This window comes from Pseudomonas moraviensis, assembly GCF_900105805.1.
Classification (GTDB): Bacteria; Pseudomonadota; Gammaproteobacteria; order Pseudomonadales; family Pseudomonadaceae; genus Aquipseudomonas; species Aquipseudomonas moraviensis_A.
The window spans coordinates 1443969-1465420 of record NZ_LT629788.1 but is presented as its reverse complement, the minus strand read 5'-3'; the positions used below and the strand labels follow the sequence as shown (position 1 = coordinate 1465420).

15 protein-coding genes are annotated in these 21452 nt (G+C 60.1%); 11 read left to right on the top strand and 4 right to left on the bottom strand.

The annotated features are described in order from the left end of the window. Positions 1-2: 2 nt before the first annotated feature. Genes BLU71_RS06945 through BLU71_RS06930 form a run of 4 tightly spaced genes read left to right on the top strand, consistent with a single transcriptional unit; the run spans position 3 to position 8067 of the window. Positions 3-2783: a type VI secretion system Vgr family protein gene (locus BLU71_RS06945; RefSeq protein ID WP_083352652.1), complete on the top strand. Its 2781-nt coding sequence runs from the start codon at positions 3-5 to the stop codon at positions 2781-2783. Beyond that, positions 2780-7249: an RHS repeat-associated core domain-containing protein gene (locus tag BLU71_RS06940; RefSeq protein ID WP_083352651.1), complete on the top strand. Its 4470-nt coding sequence runs from the start codon at positions 2780-2782 to the stop codon at positions 7247-7249. Before BLU71_RS06945 ends, BLU71_RS06940 begins: the two co-directional genes overlap by 4 nt. After that, on the top strand, positions 7246-7779 hold the full coding sequence (locus BLU71_RS06935) for an Imm15 family immunity protein (protein ID WP_162276423.1): 534 nt from the start codon (positions 7246-7248) through the stop codon (positions 7777-7779). Before BLU71_RS06940 ends, BLU71_RS06935 begins: the two co-directional genes overlap by 4 nt. A gap of 24 nt (positions 7780-7803) precedes the next feature. Next, complete coding sequence (locus tag BLU71_RS06930) at positions 7804-8067, top strand: PAAR domain-containing protein (protein WP_083352649.1); 264 nt, start codon at positions 7804-7806, stop codon at positions 8065-8067. 16 nt (positions 8068-8083) lie between these two features. Here BLU71_RS06930 and BLU71_RS28105 read toward each other — a convergent pair whose 3' ends face one another. Further along, on the bottom strand, positions 8084-8521 hold the full coding sequence (locus BLU71_RS28105) for a hypothetical protein (protein ID WP_419866579.1): 438 nt from the start codon (positions 8519-8521) through the stop codon (positions 8084-8086). On the opposite strand from BLU71_RS28105, the gene BLU71_RS27980 reads away from it, so the two are divergent. Then, the gene (locus BLU71_RS27980; RefSeq protein WP_331717128.1) at positions 8510-8812 is read left to right on the top strand and encodes a hypothetical protein; all 303 of its coding nucleotides are present in this window, start codon (positions 8510-8512) and stop codon (positions 8810-8812) included. The two genes, BLU71_RS28105 and BLU71_RS27980, sit on opposite strands and share 12 nt — an antisense overlap. A 48-nt stretch (positions 8813-8860) precedes the next feature. On the opposite strand, the gene tssM is transcribed toward BLU71_RS27980, so the two are convergent. The 3 genes from tssM to vasI are packed head-to-tail and all read right to left on the bottom strand — an operon-like array spanning position 8861 to position 14565. Then, positions 8861-12469, bottom strand: coding sequence for a type VI secretion system membrane subunit TssM (gene tssM, locus BLU71_RS06915; RefSeq protein ID WP_083352646.1), 3609 nt, complete (start codon positions 12467-12469; stop codon positions 8861-8863). Positions 12470-12478: 9 nt separating this feature from the next. Continuing rightward, positions 12479-13915, bottom strand: a complete 1437-nt coding sequence (tssA, locus tag BLU71_RS06910) for a type VI secretion system protein TssA (RefSeq protein ID WP_083352645.1) — start codon at positions 13913-13915, stop codon at positions 12479-12481. After that, positions 13903-14565, bottom strand: coding sequence for a type VI secretion system-associated protein VasI (gene vasI, locus BLU71_RS06905; RefSeq protein ID WP_231982484.1), 663 nt, complete (start codon positions 14563-14565; stop codon positions 13903-13905). The genes tssA and vasI overlap by 13 nt, the downstream gene beginning before the upstream one ends. A 338-nt stretch (positions 14566-14903) precedes the next feature. Between vasI and tssB the strand changes: the two genes are divergently transcribed. The 6 genes from tssB to tssJ are packed head-to-tail and all read left to right on the top strand — an operon-like array spanning position 14904 to position 21438. After that, positions 14904-15407 carry a type VI secretion system contractile sheath small subunit gene (gene tssB / locus BLU71_RS06900; RefSeq protein WP_083352643.1) on the top strand — a complete coding sequence of 168 codons (504 nt, stop codon included), beginning with the start codon at positions 14904-14906 and terminating at the stop codon, positions 15405-15407. 38 nt (positions 15408-15445) lie between these two features. Beyond that, positions 15446-16918, top strand: coding sequence for a type VI secretion system contractile sheath large subunit (tssC, locus tag BLU71_RS06895; RefSeq protein ID WP_083354309.1), 1473 nt, complete (start codon positions 15446-15448; stop codon positions 16916-16918). Beyond that, positions 16919-17332 (top strand): type VI secretion system baseplate subunit TssE, encoded by a 414-nt coding sequence (tssE, locus tag BLU71_RS06890; protein ID WP_083352642.1) that lies wholly within the window; start codon positions 16919-16921, stop codon positions 17330-17332. Positions 17333-17339: 7 nt separating this feature from the next. Then, a complete protein-coding gene (gene tssF / locus BLU71_RS06885; RefSeq protein ID WP_083352641.1) occupies positions 17340-19106 on the top strand; it encodes a type VI secretion system baseplate subunit TssF in 1767 nt (588 codons plus the stop codon). Then, a complete protein-coding gene (gene tssG / locus BLU71_RS06880; protein WP_083352640.1) occupies positions 19070-20092 on the top strand; it encodes a type VI secretion system baseplate subunit TssG in 1023 nt (340 codons plus the stop codon). Before tssF ends, tssG begins: the two co-directional genes overlap by 37 nt. Beyond that, complete coding sequence (gene tssJ / locus BLU71_RS06875; RefSeq protein ID WP_083352639.1) at positions 20089-21438, top strand: type VI secretion system lipoprotein TssJ; 1350 nt, start codon at positions 20089-20091, stop codon at positions 21436-21438. Before tssG ends, tssJ begins: the two co-directional genes overlap by 4 nt. The last annotated feature ends 14 nt before the right edge of the window (positions 21439-21452 follow it).

Below are 21452 nucleotides of genomic sequence, written 5' to 3'. Positions count from 1 at the left end.
CCATGTCTCATCCGCGCGAAGTGCGCTTTACCTTCAGCTCGACTGCCGAGATCAACTTCGATGTAGTCTCGTTTGAACTCAACGAAGGACTGTGCGAACTGTATCGCCTGACCGTAGATCTGGTCAGCCTTTCGGACACTGCCGACTTCGCGCAACTGCTGGACCAACCCGCCACCCTGAGCATCTGGCAAGGCGAGCAACCGGTACGCCATGTGCACGGCCTGATCAGCTGCTTCGAGCAAGGCAAAACCGGCTTTCGCCGCACCTCCTACCGCGCCGTGATCGAACCGCAGCTGGCCCGCGCCACCCTGCAATCAGACTGGCGCATCTTCCAGCAGCGCAGCGTGCCGCAGATCCTCGAACAGTTGTGCACCGAACGCCGCTGGGGCGCCTGCAGCCAACACCTGACCGAGTCTCATCTGCCCCGCGAATACTGCGTGCAGGCCGGCGAACTGGATTGGGACTTCTACCAGCGCCTGGCCCGCGAAGAAGGCCTGCTATCCATCTTCCAGCACAGCGAGGGCGGGCATCAGCTGATCCAGGCCGACCATATCGCCAGCTTCGGTGTGATTGAGGGCGAACCGCTGGTATACGAGGCCAACCCCGGTGGCGACCAGGCCCAACCAGCGCTGCACAGCTTCACCTACCGCGAGCAGGTGCGCAGCGCCCAACAGACCCAGCGCGATTACACCTTCACCCACCCGAGCTACAACCTGGAACAGCACGAACAGGTGCACCAACTGGAGCACCAAAGCCCCGGCTACGAACGCTACGACTACCCCGGCCGCTACAAGCACGACGACGCTGGCAAGCCCTTCACCCTCACCCGTTTGCAAGGCCTGCGCGGTGATGCGCGCACCGCCGAAGTCACAGGCGACGATGCGCGCCTGGTGCCGGGGCTGGCGTTCGATCTGACCGGCCATTCCCGTGAAGACCTCAACATCGGCTGGCGCGCCGTTGCCATCAAACATGTCGGCCACCAGCACACCGCGATGGAAGAAGAAGCCGCCGGCAGCCAGGTGGGCACCCATTACAGCTTCACCGCCACGCTGATTCCCGACAACGTCGAATGGCAAGCACCGCCGCGCCCCAAGCCCTGCATCGAAGGCCCGCAGATCGCCACCGTGGTCGGCCCGCCCGGCGAAGAAATCTACTGCGACGAACACGGCCGCGTACGCCTGCAATTCCCCTGGGACCGCGAAGGCCAGGACGACGACCGCAGCTCCTGCTGGGTGCGCGTCACCCACAACTGGGCCGGCGCCGGCTGGGGCCACGTCGCCCTGCCCCGAGTCGGTCAAGAAGTACTGGTCGGCTTCGTGCAAGGGGATCCCGACCAGCCCCTGATCATCGGCCGCAGCTACCACGCCATCAACCGCGCACCGTACAAACTGCCGGAGTTCAAGGCCCTCAGCCCGATCCGCAGCAAAGAACTGCACGGTGAACGCCACAACGAACTGCGTCTTGACGACACCACCGGGCAAATCAGCGCCGCGCTGATGAGCGACCACCAAGCCAGTGCCCTCACTCTCGGCTATCTCACCCACCCACGACCCGGCGGCGGCGTGCCACGCGGCGAAGGCTTTGAACTGCGCACCGACGCCCACGGCGTACTGCGTGCAGGCGGCGGCCTATTACTCACCACCCAACTGCGCCCGCGCGCCGCCGAACACCACACCGACCTGCGGGAAACCGCCGAACAACTCGACACCGCCCGCCAACACCACGCCACCTTCGCCAGCGAAGCCCGCGACCACCTGGCCCAGGAAAGCGGCGACCAGGACGAAGTCGCCGACGCCCTCAAGGCCCAACACAGCGCCATCCGTGGCACCGGCGGCAACCCCAACGCCAACCACTACCCGGAACTTGCCGAACCCCATCTGGTGCTGCACAGCCCCGCCGGCATCGCCAGCAGCACCCCGCAATCGACCCACATCGCCAGCGGCGAACATCTCGCCCTGAGCAGCGGCGGCCACACCAGCCTGGCCATCGGCAAACGCCTGCTGGTCAGCGCCAGCCGGGGTGTGCGCACCTTTGTGCAGAGCCTGGGCTGGCGGTTGGTGGCGGCGTCCGGGGATATCGATATCCGGGCGCTGAAAGACAACATCAACGTGTTGGCCAAACTCAAGGTCACCGTGACGGCTGAGCGCATCACCCTGAGTGCCAAGGAAGAGATCGTGATTCAGGCGGCGGGGAGTAGCACTACCTACAACGCGGGTGGGATTACGCATGCCACCGGTGGGGTGTACACCGGGCATGCCGTGCAGTTTATCTATGAGGCTGCGAAGAGCACGGCGGCAGCGTTTCCGGAGGAGCCCAAGGTAGGTAAAGGGAATTTGGAGCTGCTCCAACAGTATGCGAACGGAGTCGCTTTCAAGGGGGGCGAGTATCAGGTTGAGGATGCGCTGGGCAAGGTGTTTAAAGGTTCATTGGGTGCGAAAGGATTTGCAGCGGTAGCCGGCGTCGCTCCAGGCCCGGCCAAAGTGCTGTTCAGCAAAGACCCCGTCGATGTCTGGACCGATCCCGGCTTTCCCGGTCCGCATGAGCAGATAGAAGCAGGCGCTACTGAAGCCTCAAAACCACTTCCGGCACAAATGCTAACCCTGCTGGACAAGGTGCTTAACGCCACCAAGCAAACACCAACAAGCCTTGCCACCGACCTGCTGAAAAAGACAGTGCCAATACCAAACGCTGCGGCCGCCCTTCCCTCCCGGTTACCTCAGTCACTCCTGAAAAACGCCGAGATGCTCGGATTGCCACGCAAGCTCTCGGAGAAAACACAATGACCGCAGCCACTGCGCGCCCGCCTCAATCAGCTACCGCACCGCTCAATACCACATCCAAAAATGACATTGATGCGGGGAAAGAAAAGCTCGACAAGTGGCTGCGCAAACTGACCAACGATGCCATTGGCTGGAATGCCGTACAAACCGCAGGCGCTGTGATTCCCGGTGTCGGCACCGTCTTCGCCGCCATTGATGCGATTGGTGACCTGCTCACCCTGATCGACGGTGATCAAAACGACTTCCTGACCTGGGTGAGCTTTGGCGTCAATGTCGTAGGCCTGATCTCCTTTCCGGGTGTCGGCCCGGCACGGCTGGCGGTGCGCACTACGCTTTCAACTGTCAGGCGCAATGGTCTACCCGCCATTTCGACGGCCATGCTCAGTGCATTGGAAAAGAACCTTAACGACAAAACTCGCGGGGCCCTGGAGGATTTTGCCAACGCCATCCAAGCGCGTCTCAGCGAACTACTCACCAAAATCGCTGCAGAAATCAGAAAAGCCTGCGCCGCCTTCGCCCGTATGCTCAGAAGTATTGCCAGCGAGCAAGGACAACAAGCGCTGGCCAAGAAAGCCAAGATCGGCTCTTTCTTCTTCGGCCCGGTGGTGGGCATTGCCGCCCAGTTCATGATCGACGACAGGCTGCTGTCCAAAGCCGTTTGCCAGAAGCTGCTCACCGTCGCCAATGCCGCCGACAGAATCGGTCTGGCGGTGGCGCAAAAAGTACAGGGGCTAGGAGACCCGAAAAAAATCGGCAGCATCGGCAACTTGATCATGGCCTTGGTCAGTGCATTGGCCGCCCGCAAGCGGCGCGGCACCCAAGCGGCCAATGCCTCCAATCACCAGAATAACCGGGCTCAAGCCACTCAAGGCCAAGGCCCACTGGTCAGTCAATCAACTCAGCGCAAATCCGCCCATGACCCAAATGGTTGTAAGAACTGCAGGCCTAGCATCCCAGTAGGGACTCGCCACAGCATCAGTTTCGCCACTGGCAGTGAAACACTGGAACATACCGACTTCTCCCTGCCCGGCCCCTTCCCAATCGAGTGGACGCGAACCTATCGCTCCAGCCTTGCTGCATTTGATCAGGGGAGCCTTGGCGCACGCTGGATCACGCCGTTCTCGATCCGCATTGACCAACATGAAGACGGTCTGAGCTACCACGGTCACGACGGACGTAGCCAGCGTTACCCTGATATCCAGCTCAGCAAGCACCACTACGACCCGATCGAAGGGACGCTGCTGATTCGCACCACGGCCAACACCTTGGTGGTCGTGCGCGGTCACGACAGCCAGGAGACATTTCAAAAGCAAGGTGATCGCTATCTGCTCAGCGGCATTACCCTGCGAGGTGGCGCACGCATCGCCCTGCACTATGAGCATCAACACGCAGGCCGAGCCGTGCTGTCAGACCTGCTCACCTATCAGAATGACACTCAGCACCAGCACATTCAGACCCGTCTCGACGAACACGGCCGTATCAATGCTCTGTGGTTGATGCACGAAGGCCAGCCTCACCGCCAACTCGCGGGTTATGACTACGACGAACATGGCGACCTGATTGCCGCCCGCGATGAACACACCGCGCAGTGGGACTACCAATATCAGCATCACCTGATCACCCGTTATACCGACCGCACCGGGCGCGGTATCAACCTGCAATGGCAAGGTGAAGGTGCCGACGCGAAGGCCATACACGAATGGGACGACGACGGCACCTACGACACCCGCTTGGAGTGGGATGAGAATATCCGCCTGACCTACGTCATCGACGCGCTGGGCCAGGAGACCTGGTACTACTACGACATCCTCGGCTACACCTACCGTGTCATCCATCCAGACGGCAATGAAGAATGGTTCTACCGCGACGATGCCAAGAACGTTGTCCGTCATATCCACACCGACGGCAGTACCGACAACTATGTCTACGATGACCGGAGCAACCTGCTTCAACACATCCGCCCCGACGGCAGCAGTGTTCATCACGCCTATGATGATCAGGATCAGCTCTTCAAGACCCGCGACGCTGAAGGCGGGCTGTGGAAGTACGACTACGATCAACGCGGCAACATCATCGAAACCATCGATCCGCTGGAGAACAAAACCCAGTACAGCTACAACAGCGATAACCTGCCCGTAGTCATCACTGATGCCAACGGCGGCAGCAAACAACTGGCCTACAACGCTGACGGCCAACTGATCCGCTACACCGACTGCTCGGGCAAGGTCAGCCAATGGGACTACGACGCCCTCGGCCAACTCAGCCGCTTCACCGACGCCGAAGGCAATGTCACCACCTACGAGTACCGCGCAGGGCAATTGGCGCGGCTCATCCACCCTGATAAAACCGAAGAACTCTTCGAGCGCGACGCCGAGGGCCGTTTGCTTAGCCACACAGACGCCCTGCGCCAACGCACCACTTGGCACTACAACGAAGCCGGGCTGATCCAGCAGCGCCAGGACGCCAACAGCACAACCCTCGATTACCGCTGGGACCGCCTCGGCCAACTGATCGAATTGCGCAACGAAAACAATAGCACCGCCAACTTCAAGTACGACCCGACCGGGCGCCTGATCAAGGAAACCGGCTTCGACCAGCAAACCACCCACTACCTCTACGACCACGGCAGCAACCAACCGACTCGCCGCGTTGATGGCGACCGGGTCAACGAGTTTGAGTACGACCCGATGGGCCGCCTGATCGTCCGTCATGCCGGGCACAAGGAAGGCCTGGAATGGCAGAGCGAAACCTTCGCCTATGACGGCAACGGCAATTTGCTGCTGGCCGAGAACGCCGCCTGCAAACTGCAATGGTTCTACGACCGTGCGGGCAACAACACCCGCGAGCACCAATACCTGCGCTACCTGCAGGAACCGCATGTAGCGGTTTGGAAGCATGAATACGATGCCCTCAACCAGCGTATCGCCACCACTCGCCCGGATGGGCATCGGGTCAGTTGGCTAACGTACGGCAGCGGCCACCTGCTGGCTTTGAAAGTCGACGATCAGGAGCTTCTCAGCTACCAACGTGACAACCTGCACCGCGAGATCAGCCGTGACCAAGGCAACGGTCTACAGCAACGCCAAGCCTGGACACCCAATGGTCAACTCCAGGAACAGGCACTGGGGAAACGCGGCGACTCTCAACGCCTGGTGGTGCGCAACTACCGGCAGGACGCCGCGGGCCAACTGACCCGCATCGACGACACCCGACGCGGCGCGCTCAGCTACCGCTACGATCCGCTCGGTCGCCTGCTTGCCGCCCAGACCATCAGCAGCGAAGAGACCTTCGCCTTTGACCCGGCCAGCAATCTGCTGGATCCGCAGGCACCGCGGCGTCCCAATCAATATGTCCCGAACAAACTGCTGGACAACCTGCTGCGTGACTACGTCGGCACCCACTACAGCTATGACGAGCGAGGCAACCTCAAGGAGCGCCTGCATAACGGCAAGAAATCCCACTTCACCTGGGATTTGTACGACCGTCTGATCGGCTACGCAGATGACCGACTCACCGTCAGCTTCGCCTACGACGCCTTGGGCCGGCGACTGTTCAAGCTGTCCAAAGCCAAGTACCACGACCGCCGTGAAGCCGGGCCAATGTGGAACAAGCTGGAACGCGCCAAGCTCGACGAACAGTATGGCTGTGGCTACACCATCTACGGTTGGGACGGTGACCTGCTGGCTTTTGAAAGCCGCAACAATGCCAAGAGCGAACGCTTGACCCACTACTTCTTTGAACCGGGCAGCTTTGTGCCGGTGGCTCAGGCGGTAGAGCAACGCAGCATCCAACTGCTGCCCGAACCGGTCTATGAGGGTGCTTACGACATCGACCGTGATCCGGTGTGGCAGCACAAACCTAAGCCTGTGACCTTCAGCGCGTTCGCCTGGTATCAGTGCGATCATCTTGGCACACCGATGGAGCTGACGGACGAACACGGCGATATCGCCTGGGCCGGAGTCTACAAGGCTTGGGGGTTGGCCAAGGAACAGCGCAGCGAGACTGCCAAACGTACCGACATCCGCAATCCGTTGCGCTTTCAGGGGCAGTACTTCGATGTGGAAACCGGGCTGCACTACAACCGCTATCGGTACTATGATCCGCAGGTCGGGCGATTTATTGGCAAGGATCCGATTGGGTTTGCGGGTGACTTGAATGTGTATGCCTATGCGCCAAATCCGGTGGAGTGGATCGATCCACTTGGCCTCGCCAAAAAGAAAGGCGGATCAGGCGGAACCCCAAAACAAGCTCAAAATAAAGTTAAAAGAGAGCAAGCGCCGCCTGAAATTGTACGAATTGACGGACCGGAACAGAGCGTACCCAACAGTCAGTGGCATGCACATTGCCCATGCGGGTCAGGCTACAATCTTGATGGGACAATTCATGACAAAGGAAAGGGCGATGTAACCTTCTCCAATAAAACAATCGACTGGCTAAATAATCACGGATGGGAAATACCGAAAAAATGAAACTTACTGACCTATACAAATCTATAATCAGTCAAGAACCATACAACGACATGGATGTATTCTTTGAAAGTCATGATAGTTTCGAGGAAATCCCACTCATATCAAGGTACAGCAGAGCAGATCTACTCTCAGAATCCTTAGGAAAAAGCAACACTACAGACTTTTTGATCGGCTTTTCAGTATTCCTTTTAAATACAATAAATACTATAGCGCGAGCAAGAAACATAACAGAAGACGAGCTATTCATCGCTATATCATTTACAGACTTTGGTGATGCTTGCGAAAATCGCCCCATCATTCCAAACATATTCATCTATCCAAATCAAAAAGAAGACAACAATTTTAAAGCACGCTTAAAACAGAACAATTCCAATGAAAGATCCATCGAATTTGCAAAAATTCAAGAGCACTTTTCAAGATGCAACTTGAAAAACAGCTTCATATTTTACGAAAGTAGATTTTTTGACCAAGCTTGCAATGAGGATATCGTAAGGATATATGCCATCCCCAAACAACTTCATGAAGTATAACGGTATAGCTATTGTGAAGATCGTATGAAAACCATCATCCGCCTCGGCGACACCACCGACCACGGCGGCGTTGTCACCGAATCCATCCCCCACACCAACCTCAACGGTAAACCGATGGCCGGCAAAGGCCACATGGTGATGTGCCCCTCATGCAAGGGGCCCTTCCCGATCGCCGAAGGCAGCAGCACCTATTCCGTCAATGGCATTCCCGTGGCGTTGGATGGCATGAAGACCACCTGCGGCGCCACCCTGATCGCCAGCGGCTCCCGCAGCTCCGTTCACCGCTGACCGACAACCCTGTTCTTTAACAACCAGACGACACCGGCATCGGCTTGATCGCACCAATGCCCCTGCCCGTGTCAAAACCCGCGACGCCGAAGGTGGCCTGTGGAAGTACGATTACGATTAACGCGGCAACATCATCGAAACCGTCGACACGCTGGAGAACACCACCCAGTACAGCTACAACAGTGACAACCTGCCCGTAGTCATCACCGACGCCAACGGCGGCGCCAAACAACTGGCCTATAACGCCGACGGCCAACTGATCCGCTACACCGACTGCTCGGGCAAGGTCAGCCAATGGGACTACGACGCCCTCGGCCAACTCAGCCGCTTCACCGACGCCGAAGGCAATGTCACCACCTACGAGTACCGCGCAGGGCAATTGGCGCGGCTCATCCACCCTGATAAAACCGAAGAACTCTTCGAGCGCGACGCCGAGGGCCGTTTGCTTAGCCACACAGACGCCCTGCGCCAACGCACCACTTGGCACTACAACGAAGCCGGGCTGATCCAGCAGCGCCAGGACGCCAACAGCACAACCCTCGATTACCGCTGGGACCGCCTCGGCCAACTGGTCGAACTGCGCAATGAAAACAACAGCACCGCCAGCTTCAAGTACGACCCGACCGGTCGCCTGATCAAGGAAACCGGCTTCGACCAGCAGACCACCCACTACCTCTACGACCACGGCAGCAACCAACCGACTCGCCGCCTTGATTGCGACCGGGAGCTACCTGGCCCCAGTTGAGTAGCTCATGCTGCCAACTTGATCGGCCTTGTCTACCGTGCGGGAAGCCTACCGCTGTGTAACATGATCACTGCGCACTCCCCGCTTTTCTTCCAACAACGTCCTGGGCAACACAAACCCTTCAAAACTGCGCTGGGTAATCGGGTTGTTGGCCTTCTGCGCGCCAATCCGATAACGCATCAACCCATCGGCGACTGAAAAAGTCAGGTCCACGCTGGTGTCGGTTCGGCCATTAAGGTGCCCGCGACTGAGCAACCGGAACAACGACCAACGCCCGCGATAGCTCAGGCTGGCGGTGTTGCCGGTGCTGTGCACCAGGGTCAGTTGGCTGCCATTGCTGTTGCCCAGGCTGTTGGGCCAGACCAGTCCGGTGCGTTGCGGCGCGCCGTGCTGGTAGGGGATCAACTGGCCGTCGACGCTGAGCATGCTGCTCAGGCGGGTGGCGCTCAGGGCCAGGGGTTCGATGGTCAGTTGTACGGCCAGGTGGCCGCGATGGTTGAAGAAGGTGTCGCGGATGCGCTCGGCTTTCTTCAGTTGCTCAAGCACGTCGCTGCGCACCAGATAGCCACCGAGGCTGTCGGAATACAGAGCATCGAGGTTGTCCTTGAGGAACACGTTCAGGTACTGATCGTGGAATTGCTGCAGTCGACCCTGTGGGCCGAAGAAGGCTTCGAAGTCTTCCAGCGAGGCGTCCTCGCCGCTGGCCTTGAACGGGTAACGGTTCGCCAGCCGCTCGCGGTAGAAGCTGTAAATCTCACTGCCCCAGCGTTTTTCCAGTTCGCGCAGGGCAGCAATGACCAATACCTGTGAGGTCTGGTCGGCGAGTTTTTTGACGTGCTGATTCAGCGGCTCGGGCAGGCCCACGGCGACGCGCTGCAGGTTGGCAATCGGGTCAGCACCGTCCAGGGAGAAGCGGTTGAGTACGGTTTTCAGCGCCGCCTTGCCGGGGTCGGGGTTGTCGTGCACGGTTTTGGCGTAGTCGTAGACGGCACTGACCGAGCGCAGGGTTTCTTCGTAATAGGACGGCTGCTCGCCTCGTGCGGTGATCAGCTCTGAAAGACTGGAGAATGCGCGCCGAATCCCTGCGGCCTGTTGTTGCCCCTCTGGCATCTTGTCCAGCTTGAGCGGCGCCTGCCCTTCAGCCAAGGGCACGGCCGGGTAGATCACGCTGTTGTCGCGCAAGGTTTCCAGCAAACGCCGCAATGGAGCGGCCGGGCCGGTGACTTGTTCCAGTACCGCCACGCCGTGACTGAGGTCATCGAAGTCGGTGACCGCGAACTGATTCAGCGCCCGCCGCCAACTGTCGATGTAGTCGGCACTGTAGAGAGCGCGGATGCGTTGGGTCAGCACTTTACGGTCTTCGTCGGAGTAGTCCAGGCGTTGGCGCTCGCCGAGCACCCACTGGTCGATCATCGCCAGTTCGATGATGCCTTCGGTGCCGGGCTCGAAATAGTCCTTGAAGCCCTTGGCGGTGAGCAGCGGCGGCAATTGCAGGCCGCTGCCCTCCTGATCAGAGTTGAGCGGGCGGTAGACGATATCGAACGCCGGGCCGACCTCGTTGCGCAGATCCAGCGGGCGATGCAAACGCTCCAGTGCATCCTGTTTCAGGCTCATGTAGACCCGTTCGGCCATGGGCAACTGGCGCAATTGCTGCTGCACCTGGGCAATGCGTTCGCGGTAGTGCGGCAGGTCGGCATCGGCGTATTTCAGCGCGTAGCCCAGGTGCCCCATCAGATCGGCCTGCAACTGGCCCTGGCCTGGATAGGCGCGCTGCCACTGCTTGGCAACCCACTCTTGGACAATGGCCGGTCGACGATTCTGCCGCTCTTCGAGCATGCGGTACACGCGCAAGGCCGCCAGTTGCTGATTGCTGCCGGCGGGCGCGGTGTCGATGGCGTCCAGTACACCGCTGGCAATCGCCGGCAGGAAGCGTTTGGACAGCAGATTGAGATAGGCCTCATCCACCGGCGGGCCGATTGCCCTGCCCTGATACAACCCCATATCCGACAGCAACGGCCAGGCCTCGCGGTAGTCGCCGTACACCAGCACCGCATCCCGAATCTGGTCCAGCGGCACCAACAGGTTACGGCCGGTGGTATCCACCTTGGCGTCGATATCCCGACCACTGAATTCCTGACTTTTGGCCAAGACGCTGGCCGCCTTGTCACGGTTGACGTTGAAGTACAACTGCCAGGTCCCGATGATCACCAGACACCCCAGTGACGCGACACTGAACCCGGCGATCAGCATCCGCCGTTTGCTACGGGCCACCTTGATGTTGTCGCCCGCCAGACCCGCTTCGGGGTAGATCACACGCTGGAACAGTTGCTGGGCAAAGTAGATCGCTGTACCACCGCCAGGTTTGACCTCGGGTGGCGGTGGTGGCAGCCGGTAGGCGTGCCCTGCCTCTTTGACGAAGGCATTACTCAGGGTTCCCTGCTGCAACACCGAAGAGAAATACAGCCCGCGAACCAGCGCCGGCGTAGTGAAGCGATCACTGCCGAGCATTTCACTGAGTAAGCCGAACAGAGCCGGGCGCAGTCCGGCCATCTGCCGCGCCAACGCCAGCAAACGATCACGTTCGATCAAGGTGCGCGATTCACCCATACCATCGAAAATCTGTTCGCTCAGACAGGCGACAAAGGTTTGATATTGGCGGGTCAGCTCAGCCAGCCAGACATCAAAATCATCCACAGCGTCCAGACTGAAAGTGAAACCCAAGAGGTCTTCACGCCCACTGCGCGACAAGCGGGCGAAGAACTCTTCGAACCCCTCCAGCAGGTCGAACTTGCTTAGCGTCACGTATACCGGCAAGCGCGTACCCAGCTGCCGCGTCAGCTCAAACAATCGGGTGCGCAGCAGGTTGGCGTGAGCCTTGCGTTGTTCGGGACGCTGCGCCAACAACACCTGCACATCGATCACCAGCACCACACCATTCAACGCTCGACGGCTGCGGTTGCGCGTCAGCCAGCCGAGCAGGTGCGACCAGAGGCGCGGGTGGGTGCCGGCGGGCAGTATCGGTTTGACCTTGCCGCGCTGCTCGCTGTTTTCAGCCGGTGAACCCGGGTGACTGAGGAACTCACCCGGCGGGTCGATCAAAACTGCTTCGTCGCCAATCCACCAATCCACCGGATAGGCCAGTTGCTCTTCCTGATGGGCCCTGACCCCAGCCTTGGTCACATGGGACAAGGCAAAGCTCTGGTTGGAGCGCGTGATCAGGCTGGTCTTGCCAGCATTTTCCTCACCCAGCACCAGGTACCACGGCAGCTGATACAGCGAACGGCGGCGCTCCATGTTGTTGAGCAAATTGCCCAGGCTACGGTCCAGTGCCCGCTCCTGCGCCTCGATATAAGGCAGGCAAGGATCGGCTTGCACCGCAGCCTCGTGTTGGCGCTCAACCTGCAAACGCTGATAACGATTACGCACCCGCCACGCCCAGATCAGCAGCGGCACCACCAGCACCATGACACTGGCCGAGACGCGCATCGCCAGTTCACCCAGCGGCTGACGCTCGCGCCAGGTCCACTGCGGGCCCAGCCACCAGATGGCGATCAACAAAAACACCACGCCCAGCAGCACCAATACCGGCACTGCCTGATTGAACTGACGCAGCACCGGCAGGCCCCAGCGTTTGAGGTAACCCCAGACCATCCCCATAAATCGCCCCTACTCCTTAACCGCTTTGATCAAATGACTGTCGTCGATGGGTTGCGCCACTTTCCGGTACAACTCCGGCTCCCACCCCTGCGCCGTGGTCTCGCGCATCAACCGCGCAATGTTGGCGTACAGGTCGTCCGCCAACCACGACAGCCCACGGGACGCCAGCAGGTCGGCGGCGATCACCGTGGCGTAGCTGCGCTGGCGTGGGGCATCTTGGGTGGCGTGCAGCTCCTGCAGGCGCAGCAGCACCACTTCCACGCCTTCGGTATTGAGCTGACTGGCCAATTCGTCGCGCAGGCCGGCGTATTCCTGTATCGGGGTGCCGGTGATTTGCGCCTGATCGGCGCCGCTGATCCACGCGTGGGTCTGCGCATCCAAGAACGGCGTGCCGTCGCTGAAGCACAACTCCAGCAGCGCCGGCAAACGGCAGACAAACCGCTCGCTGGTCTGGCGAATGGCGGCCGCCACTTCTTCCATCGCCAGCCGCGAGGCGACCTGAGCGGCCAGGTAACTGCCGCGCAGCCAGTACGGCGAGGCGCAGACACTTTTTTCGATACGCAGCAGCAGGTTCGGCTCAATGGCGTTGTGGTTCAGCGCGTCCTGGTAGCCGTCGACGATGTCCTTGGGCACAGCGGTCAATTCGGTGCGACGGTCGCGGGTGATGGGAGGCGCAGTACGCAAATGCGACCACAGGCCAAAGCGGCGCAGTTGGTAGCCGGTGGGGTCATAGGGGTCTTGCTGGTTGATCTGCTCGGCCATGTTCAACACGGCGCGGCGCTGTTCGCGCTCATTGCTCGGCGCTTGCGGTTTGGGGCTGGTGAAAAAGGCCGACTCCAGCACACTGCTGGAGGTGGCCGCACGGGCGGGCTCAGTGGCAACGACCGGCTCGCTGTATTTGTCCAGCTGGCGTTGCAACGTGTCCAGCGCTGCGGCGTCGAGCTTGGCGCTGTCGACGCACTGTTGCAGATTAGCCAGCGCCCGTTGTGCTGCGGCCTGCCAGGCCGGCTCAAAACTACTGCGCTCCAGGGTCGGCAACACCTGCCCCAGGTCGCTCAACAGACGCTGCACTTGCTTGCGTTTGTTGAGGTAGCCGGTGGGACCGGGCTTGGGGTGGGCACTGTCCCAATACAGTTCGACCATGCCGGCCAACAAACCCAGGGCATCGGCCCAGCGCGCCCATTGCCGGGTGCGCAGCCACACCACCTGCAGGTGCGCGACGACGCGCCAGTGCTTGCACTGGGACGCCAGGTACTGGCGGGACGCTTCGTCGATATACGGCCAGTCGATATCGCCTTCGCGCAGGCCGCCGAGCTTGACCATCTCCTGGTCGATGGCCTGGTAGGTTTCATCCTCCACATCGAAATGCCCGGCGGGCTGTTCGGGGTCGATGGGTGTCAGCAACAGCTTGACGGTCTCCGCCGGCACGTCGATCACCAGCGACATACCTGGCGCTCCTGTTCGATCAGCTCACCCAGCCCTTCAGCGTCGAAGAGCAGGCCGTGCAGCGGGGGATAGTCGCTTTCCAGCCGCAGTCGCTGGCCGCCGCCCATGTGGCGCAGTAACGAGATAGCTTGCAGGCCACGTCCGGCATCGACCACCAGGCCGGAATCATCCAGCACCTGCCATTGATAGGCGTCGGAAATCGGGCGGTCATCCTTGAACAGCTGGATGCGAATCTTGTTGGGTCTGGCCGGCTCATCCAGCACCAATTGCAGGCGCGAGATTTTCGATTCACAACTGATGGCCAGTAGAGGCCGAGGCGGCAACGCGCCCAATGCCGGGGCTGAGATCACCAGCCGCTGTTGCTGGTCGTTGTCCGGTTCGGGGAAGGACGACAACAGAAAACGCTGATCCTCGGGTGGACGCTTGGCCTCATTGCGTTGGACCAGATCGACAATCGGCAATACCCGGCCCACGTCGCGCGGCGAAGCAGGCGGATGATGAATCGGCGTGCCGGCGGCCAGATCAAAACATTCCAGGCGCTTCAAGGGCGAGACAATGGCAGGGCAATCCTGAGTCGCGGCCTGCGCCTCCAAAAGGGCCATAACCGACAGGCAAAGCCCCCATTTCCATCCCCGCCATCCGCTCTGCATCGACGCCTCCTCATAGGCTTGACTTGAATCCGCAACAGGCACTGCTCCAACTTTTTTTCAAACTAACGCAGCCCGACTGGAAGTCAGTTTAATTAACTTGTCGAGCCTCACCCGAGTTCAAATATTAGGCAAGTAGAAGAGCGACAAATCATTACCTCAACCCGCATTAAAAGAGGCGTCTCTCAGATTAATCCAAGGCGCTCGTAGGAAAAATCACAAAACAATAATTGGCATTTTTCCTACATACGAAAGCCACGAATCGCGTCCACATCGTCCTACATGACAAACCTTGCGACAGCTGTCTCTAATACGCCGACATTATGAAAAGGATTTTTCCTATGTCCAAAACTCATGGATCTGTCGCGCCAAAAGAACGCATCAACATCAAGTACGTCCCGGCCACAGGTGATCAGCAAGCTGAGGTGGAGTTACCTCTGAAGTTGTTGATCACTGGGGACTTCAAGGGTAAGGGCGAACTAACCGCCCTTGAAGACCGGCAATCCGTTCGAGTAGATAAGGACACCTTCAATGAAGTACTCACCAAAGCCGAAGTTGCGCTGGACATGGCGGTGCCGTCTGTTCTGAACAACGACCAGGACATCGACTTGAACATGCAACTCCGATTCAAAAACATCAACGACTTCGGTCCCGATGCCGTCGCCCGGCAAGTTCCTGAACTGAACAAGTTGCTGGAACTGCGTGAAGCCCTTGTTGCACTCAAAGGTCCTATGGGCAATGTCCCGGCCTTTCGCAAGCACCTGCAAAACCTGCTGACCGATGAAAACGCCCGTCTACGCCTGGCCAGTGAACTGAACCTGGTTCTGGACGCGCCCAACAACTGACTGGACCGCCCTTCTCAACGGAGTACTCCCCCATGCCCATGGAAAGCGCCGCCGCCCAAATTCTGGTGGCTGACGAACAGCCGTCGCTGCTTGATCAACTGCTGGCCAACACCACCATGCGCCCGTCTCAGGAAGGCTACGCGGTAGCTCGCCAAGGCGTGGCCGCGTTCATCAGCGAAATCCTGCAAAGCGGCGATCATCAGCAGCCGGTCAACAAGCACCGGGTCGACCAGATGATTGCCGAGATCGACCGCGCCGTCAGCAAACAGATGGACGTTATCCTGCATCAGCCGCAGTTCCAGCAATTGGAGTCGGCATGGCGTGGGTTGAAACTGCTGGTGGATCGCACGGATTTTCGCGAGAACATCAAGCTGGAAATGCTGCACGTCACCAAAGAGGAACTGCTGGACGACTTCGACAACGCCGGCGACATCACCCGCAGCGGCTTGTACAAGCACGTCTACACCGCCGGCTATGGCCAGTTCGGGGGTGAACCGGTGGGCGCCATCGTTGGCAACTACACCTTTGGCCCCAGCTCGCCAGACATCAAGTTGCTCAGCTATGTGGCCTCCATCGGCGCCATGTCCCATGCACCGTTTGTCTCGGCTGCGGGCCCCGAGCTATTCAACCTGGAAGGCTTCCAGGGTCTGCCCGACCTCAAGGAGGTCAGCGACATTTTCGAAGGCCCACGCCACACCAAATGGCGCAGCCTGCGAGAATCCGAAGACGCCCGCCACCTGGCCCTGACCCTGCCACGCTTTTTGCTGCGCACGCCCTATAGCACCGAAGACAATTCGGCCCGCAGCTTTGGCTATGACGAAACCGTCGACGGCAACCACGACAATTACCTGTGGGGCAACACCGCGTTCCTGATGGCTTCGCGCATCACCGACAGCTTCGCCCGCTACCGCTGGTGCCCGAACATCATCGGCCCGCAATCCGGCGGCGCGGTGGATGATTTACCGGTGCACCTGTACGAAGCCCTCGGCCAATTGCAGGCCAAGATTCCTACCGAAGTGCTGATCTCCGACCGCAAGGAATTCGAGCTGGCCGAAGCCGGGTTTATCCCGTTGACCATGCGCAAGGACAGCGACAACGCCGCGTTCTTCTCCGCCAACTCGGTACAGAAACCGAAGAACTTCCCCAAGACCCGCGAAGGCCAGGAAGCCCAGACCAACTACAAGCTCGGCACCCAATTGCCATACCTGTTTATCGTCAATCGCCTGGCCCACTACATCAAGGTGCTGCAGCGCGAGCAGATCGGCAGCTGGAAGGAACGCCAGGATCTGGAGCGCGAGCTGAATGACTGGCTCAAACAATACATCGCCGACCAGGAAAACCCTTCGTCCGATGTGCGCAGCCGTCGCCCCTTGCGCGCCGCAAAAGTCGTGGTGCAGGACGTGGAAGGCAATCCAGGCTGGTATCAGGTGTCGTTGGCCGTGCGCCCGCACTTCAAGTACATGGGCGCCAACTTCGAGATCTCACTGGTCGGTCGGCTGGACACCCAGTAAATGGGCGCCAGCCTGTTCGAACGCCTGGAACCCGACGCACCGCGCTACCGCCCTGGCAGCGTGGATGAACAGGCGCGCCAGCGTGTCGAGGCGATCAAACGCCACCTGGAACAGGTGCTCAACTCACGCCAGGGCTGCTCGCAAAGCAGCCCTGAACTGGGCCTGCGCGATTTCAACGGCGTCACCCAGGCCACCAGTGACCTGGTGGTGGCCATCAGCACCGATATCCGGCGTTCGGTGGAAGCTTTTGAACCGCGCATCAAGGTCACGGGCGTGCGCTTTCAGCCCGACCCGGACCTGCCGCTGGAGCTGAACTTTCGCCTCGATTGCCAGGTGCGGGTCAACCACAAGGAAGAACAGGTGCAGATCGAGGTGGCCATGCATGGCCGCGACGGCTACACCCGCGTGAGATGAGGATGCGATGGACTTGAAACAACGCTTTGCCGAGGAGCTGCGCTACTTGCGCGAACTCGGCCGCGAGTTTGCCGAGGACAACCCGCAACTGGCGCAATTTCTCGGTGATCAGGCCGGCGACCCGGACGTGGAGCGGCTGCTGGAAGGCTTCGCCTTCCTCACTGCCAAACTGGGGATGAAGATCGACGACGATTTGCCGGAGCTGACTCACCCGCTGTTGCAGATGCTCTGGCCCAACTACCTGCGGCCCCTGCCGAGCGCGACCATCATCCGTTTTACACCGTTGCCGGATGCGATCAGCCAGCGTCAGGTGATCCCCAAGGGCACGCCGTTGTTTGCCAGACCGGTGGATGACATCACCTGCCAGTTTCGCACCTGCAGCGACGTCAGCCTGTACCCATTGGCGTTGCAGGAAGTCAGCGATGCCCACAGTCGCGAGGCCTCGGTGGTGCGCATCGACCTCAAGGTGTTGACCGAGCAACCGCTGACCAGCATGGCCTGCGATCAGCTGGATTTTCATCTGGGCGGCGACAACGCCACGGCGCTGACGTTGTACCTGTGGCTCGCCCACTACCTGGACAGCGTCACGTTGCACATCGATACGCAAAGCTATCGCCTGCCAGCCAAGACTATCGGCTTTCCCGGTTTCACCCCCGAAGAGGGCCTGCTGCCCTACCCGCGCAATGTGTTCGATGGCTACCGGATCCTGCAGGAGTACTTCGTGTTCCCGCAGCGTTTTCACTTTTTCAGCCTGACCCAGCTGGCGCGCGTCTGGCCCGAGGTCAGCGCCACCAGCCTGCGCTTTGAATTTCAGTTCAGCCGGCCCATGCCGCCTGATATCCGTCTGCGCACCAGTGACCTGCACCTGTACTGCGCGCCGGCGGTCAACCTGTTCCGTCACGATGCTGATCCGATTGCGCTGGATGGACGCAGCATGGAACGGCGTATCAGCCCCAGCGGTAACCGCCCCGAAGCCTACGAGATTTTCAGCGTCGACAAGGTGGCCGGTTGGGATGCCGCCGACAAGGAGCGCAAGGGCGATCCGTTGCGGCGCTTCACCCCGTTCGAGTCGTTCCAGCACGAGATCGAACATGCGCGGGGCCGCACTGCGCTGTACTTCCGCACGCATATCGAAGAGTCCCACGGGCGTGAAGGCTTGCGTCATCGCATCGCTTTCGTGCGCGGCGATGAAAGCCTGTACATCGGCGAGCATGAAGCGGCATCCATCGAATTGACCTGCAGCAACCGCGATTTGCCACAGTTGCTGGGTGTGGGAGATGTATCGCTGTCCACCGAGGTGACGCCGTCGTTCGCCACTTACACCAACCTGATCGCACCGACCCGCAGCTACCGGCCAGTGCTGGATAGCAGCCTGCACTGGACGCTCATTTCCAACCTGTCGCTGAACTATCTGTCGTTGCTGTCAGCCGAGCCGCTCAAGGCAGTCATCCGCGCTTATGACTTCGCCGCCCTGCACGACCTGCAACAGGCCCGCGCCACGCGCAAACGCCTCAATGGCATCCACAACGCCGTGACCACGCCCATCGACTGGCTGATGAAAGGTCAGCCGGTGCGCGGCCTGCGAACCCGATTGCAACTGGACCAGAACGCCTTTCTCTGCGAAGGCGAGCTGTATCTGTTCGCCAGTGTGCTTTCACACTTTTTCGCCCTGTACGCGAGCATCAACTCCTTCCATCGCCTGGAAGTGATCAATACCACCAACAACGAGCGTTATGAATGGCCACTGTTGACCGGCAGACAACCCGTTATCTAGCCGATGTGCTGCTGGCCGACGCGCGAAACTACTCGTTTCATCGTCTGCTGGAGCATCTGCACGCCTTGCATGGCGACGATCTGGAAGCGCAGCCGCTGAGTTCGGCGGCGCGCCGTCGGGTTCGCCTGCAAAGCCATGCGGGACTGGGCTTTCCGGCTTCCGACGTGGTCGAGGCGGCGCGCGTTGAGGAGGATCGCGAAGAAGTGCGTTATCGCTTGCAGACCAGTTTCTTTGGCCTGCACGGTACCGACTCGCCACTGCCCGGTTATTACCTGGATCGCCTGGCCTATGAGCAGGCTCAGGAGCGCGGGATTCGTCCGGCGTTCATGGACTTTTTCAACCATCGCTTGCTGACCCTGCTGCACACCAGCTGGCGCAAGTACCGCTACTACATCCGTTTTCAGGCCGGGGGCAGCGACCGGTTTTCGCGATATGTATTTTCCCTGATCGGATTGAACGACAACGACCTGCGCGGTGCGACGCCGCTGCCGTGGGGCCGCCTGCTGAGCTTCGCCGGCTTGATCGCCAGTCGCAGCCGTTCACCTTCGATAGTGTCCGGGATCGTCGAGCACAGCTTTGATCTGCACGGCGTTTACATCCGTGAGTTCGAGGCGCGCTGGGTGAATTTGCCGCAGCGCCAGCGCCTGGTGTTGGGCAAGGCCAACGGTACCTTGGGCAGCGATTTTGTGGTGGGTGACCGCAGCAAAACCCGCGCTAGCAAGTTCACCCTAGTGATTCCCAACCTGACCCAAGCCCGTTTCCGGCAGTTTTTGCCCAGCGGCGAGCAGTTCGGGCGCTTGCGCCAATTGATGGATTTTCTGCTGCGCGATGCCACCGCGTACGACCTGGAACTGGGGCTGCGCGAAGAAGATGTACCGCCGTTCAACCTGCAACGCGCCAGCGGCACCCATCTGGGCTGGACCAGCTTTATCGAACGCCAGGAACACCGTCATCCCGCCGTGGTTCGCATTCGGGGGCGCGCATGAAGCTGACCCTGGTCATCAACAATCCTGCGCAGCTGCTGCACGGGTATTTGCCTCTTCACCGGTTTGGCCCACAGGGCGGCAGCATCGGCAGTGCCGCAGTGGACTGGTGCCTGGAAGATCGCCACAACAGCGTACAGCCCAACCACTGCGACATCCGCGTCATCGAGGGGCGCTTTTGTGTGATCGACCGCAGCGGCAGAACCTACGTCAACGGTCACGATCTGCCGCTTGAGCGCCATGTTGCGATAAGCCTCAACGACGGTGATCGATTGCAGATTGGTGCGTATCAGGTCGCGGTGCAGTTGGGTGAGCACGCCCCGGGGCAGCATTCGCTCGATGAGCTTCTCAGCGACCACCCCGAGGGCATGCACGTGTGGCACCGGCAAGACCTGCCGAGTCGGCCGCCGGGGGACCAGCGACCTGGCACTTGCCCTGAATTCGAACGCCTTTGCCGGCCGGTAGATTTGGCGGAGCAAGGTGATCCGCTGCGAGCGATGCATAAGGCGCCGCCACCCGAAGTGCTGGCGGAGACTGGCTCGCCTGCACACAAACGCAGCGTCAGCCTGTTGAGCAACCTGCGTTTGGGCACATTGTTGCTGGCCTGCCTGACCCTCGGTGGCTGCACCATGCTTGGCAAAATCGGTCAGGTGATCTGGACGCCGACGATTGCGGTTGGTGGTCCAGACGATCAGCCCAGCCGTTACTCCCTGAGTCTGTACGCCAGCGACAATGTCAATCCACGGCTGATCAGCACCGGTACGGCACCGGACGAGGACGCGAGCCATTCCCCTTACACCCTCAACGTGCAGGCCACCAGCCCGCAGGCGCTGACGGACAAAGTTCAAACCTTGCTCAATCACCTCTACGAAAGCGTACCGGCCCAGTCACCGCTGACCTCGGAACCTGAACCCGTGGTGTCAATGTCGCCTATCGACGACGCGCTGCTGGGTGACTACGACGACCAAGGCGTGCGCCTGACTACGCCTTGGGGCAACCCGGCGCTGCAACATGTCGCCACGCCGATCGCTTTCAAGGTCTTGCAGTTGACCGACGACTCGCTGCTGGTCAACGCCAGCCCACAAGCCATGGCCGACGACCTGAAAAAGACACTGGGCAGCACCTACATCCGCGCCGACGACTACCTGCTCAACCCCGGCCAATTCAAATTCATCGACCTGCGCGCACTGGATGAAGACACCCGCTTCATCGCAGTGATTGCCAACTACCACAGCACTGATGTCGGCCAGTGGAAGCAGCGACTGCGCGTCGAGCCCCAAGGTCGGCAATACGCGGTGCTGGTACAGCTGGACGCCGAGCAGGTCAACCTCAAGGCAGAAACCCGATGACGCTCTTTCCAGCC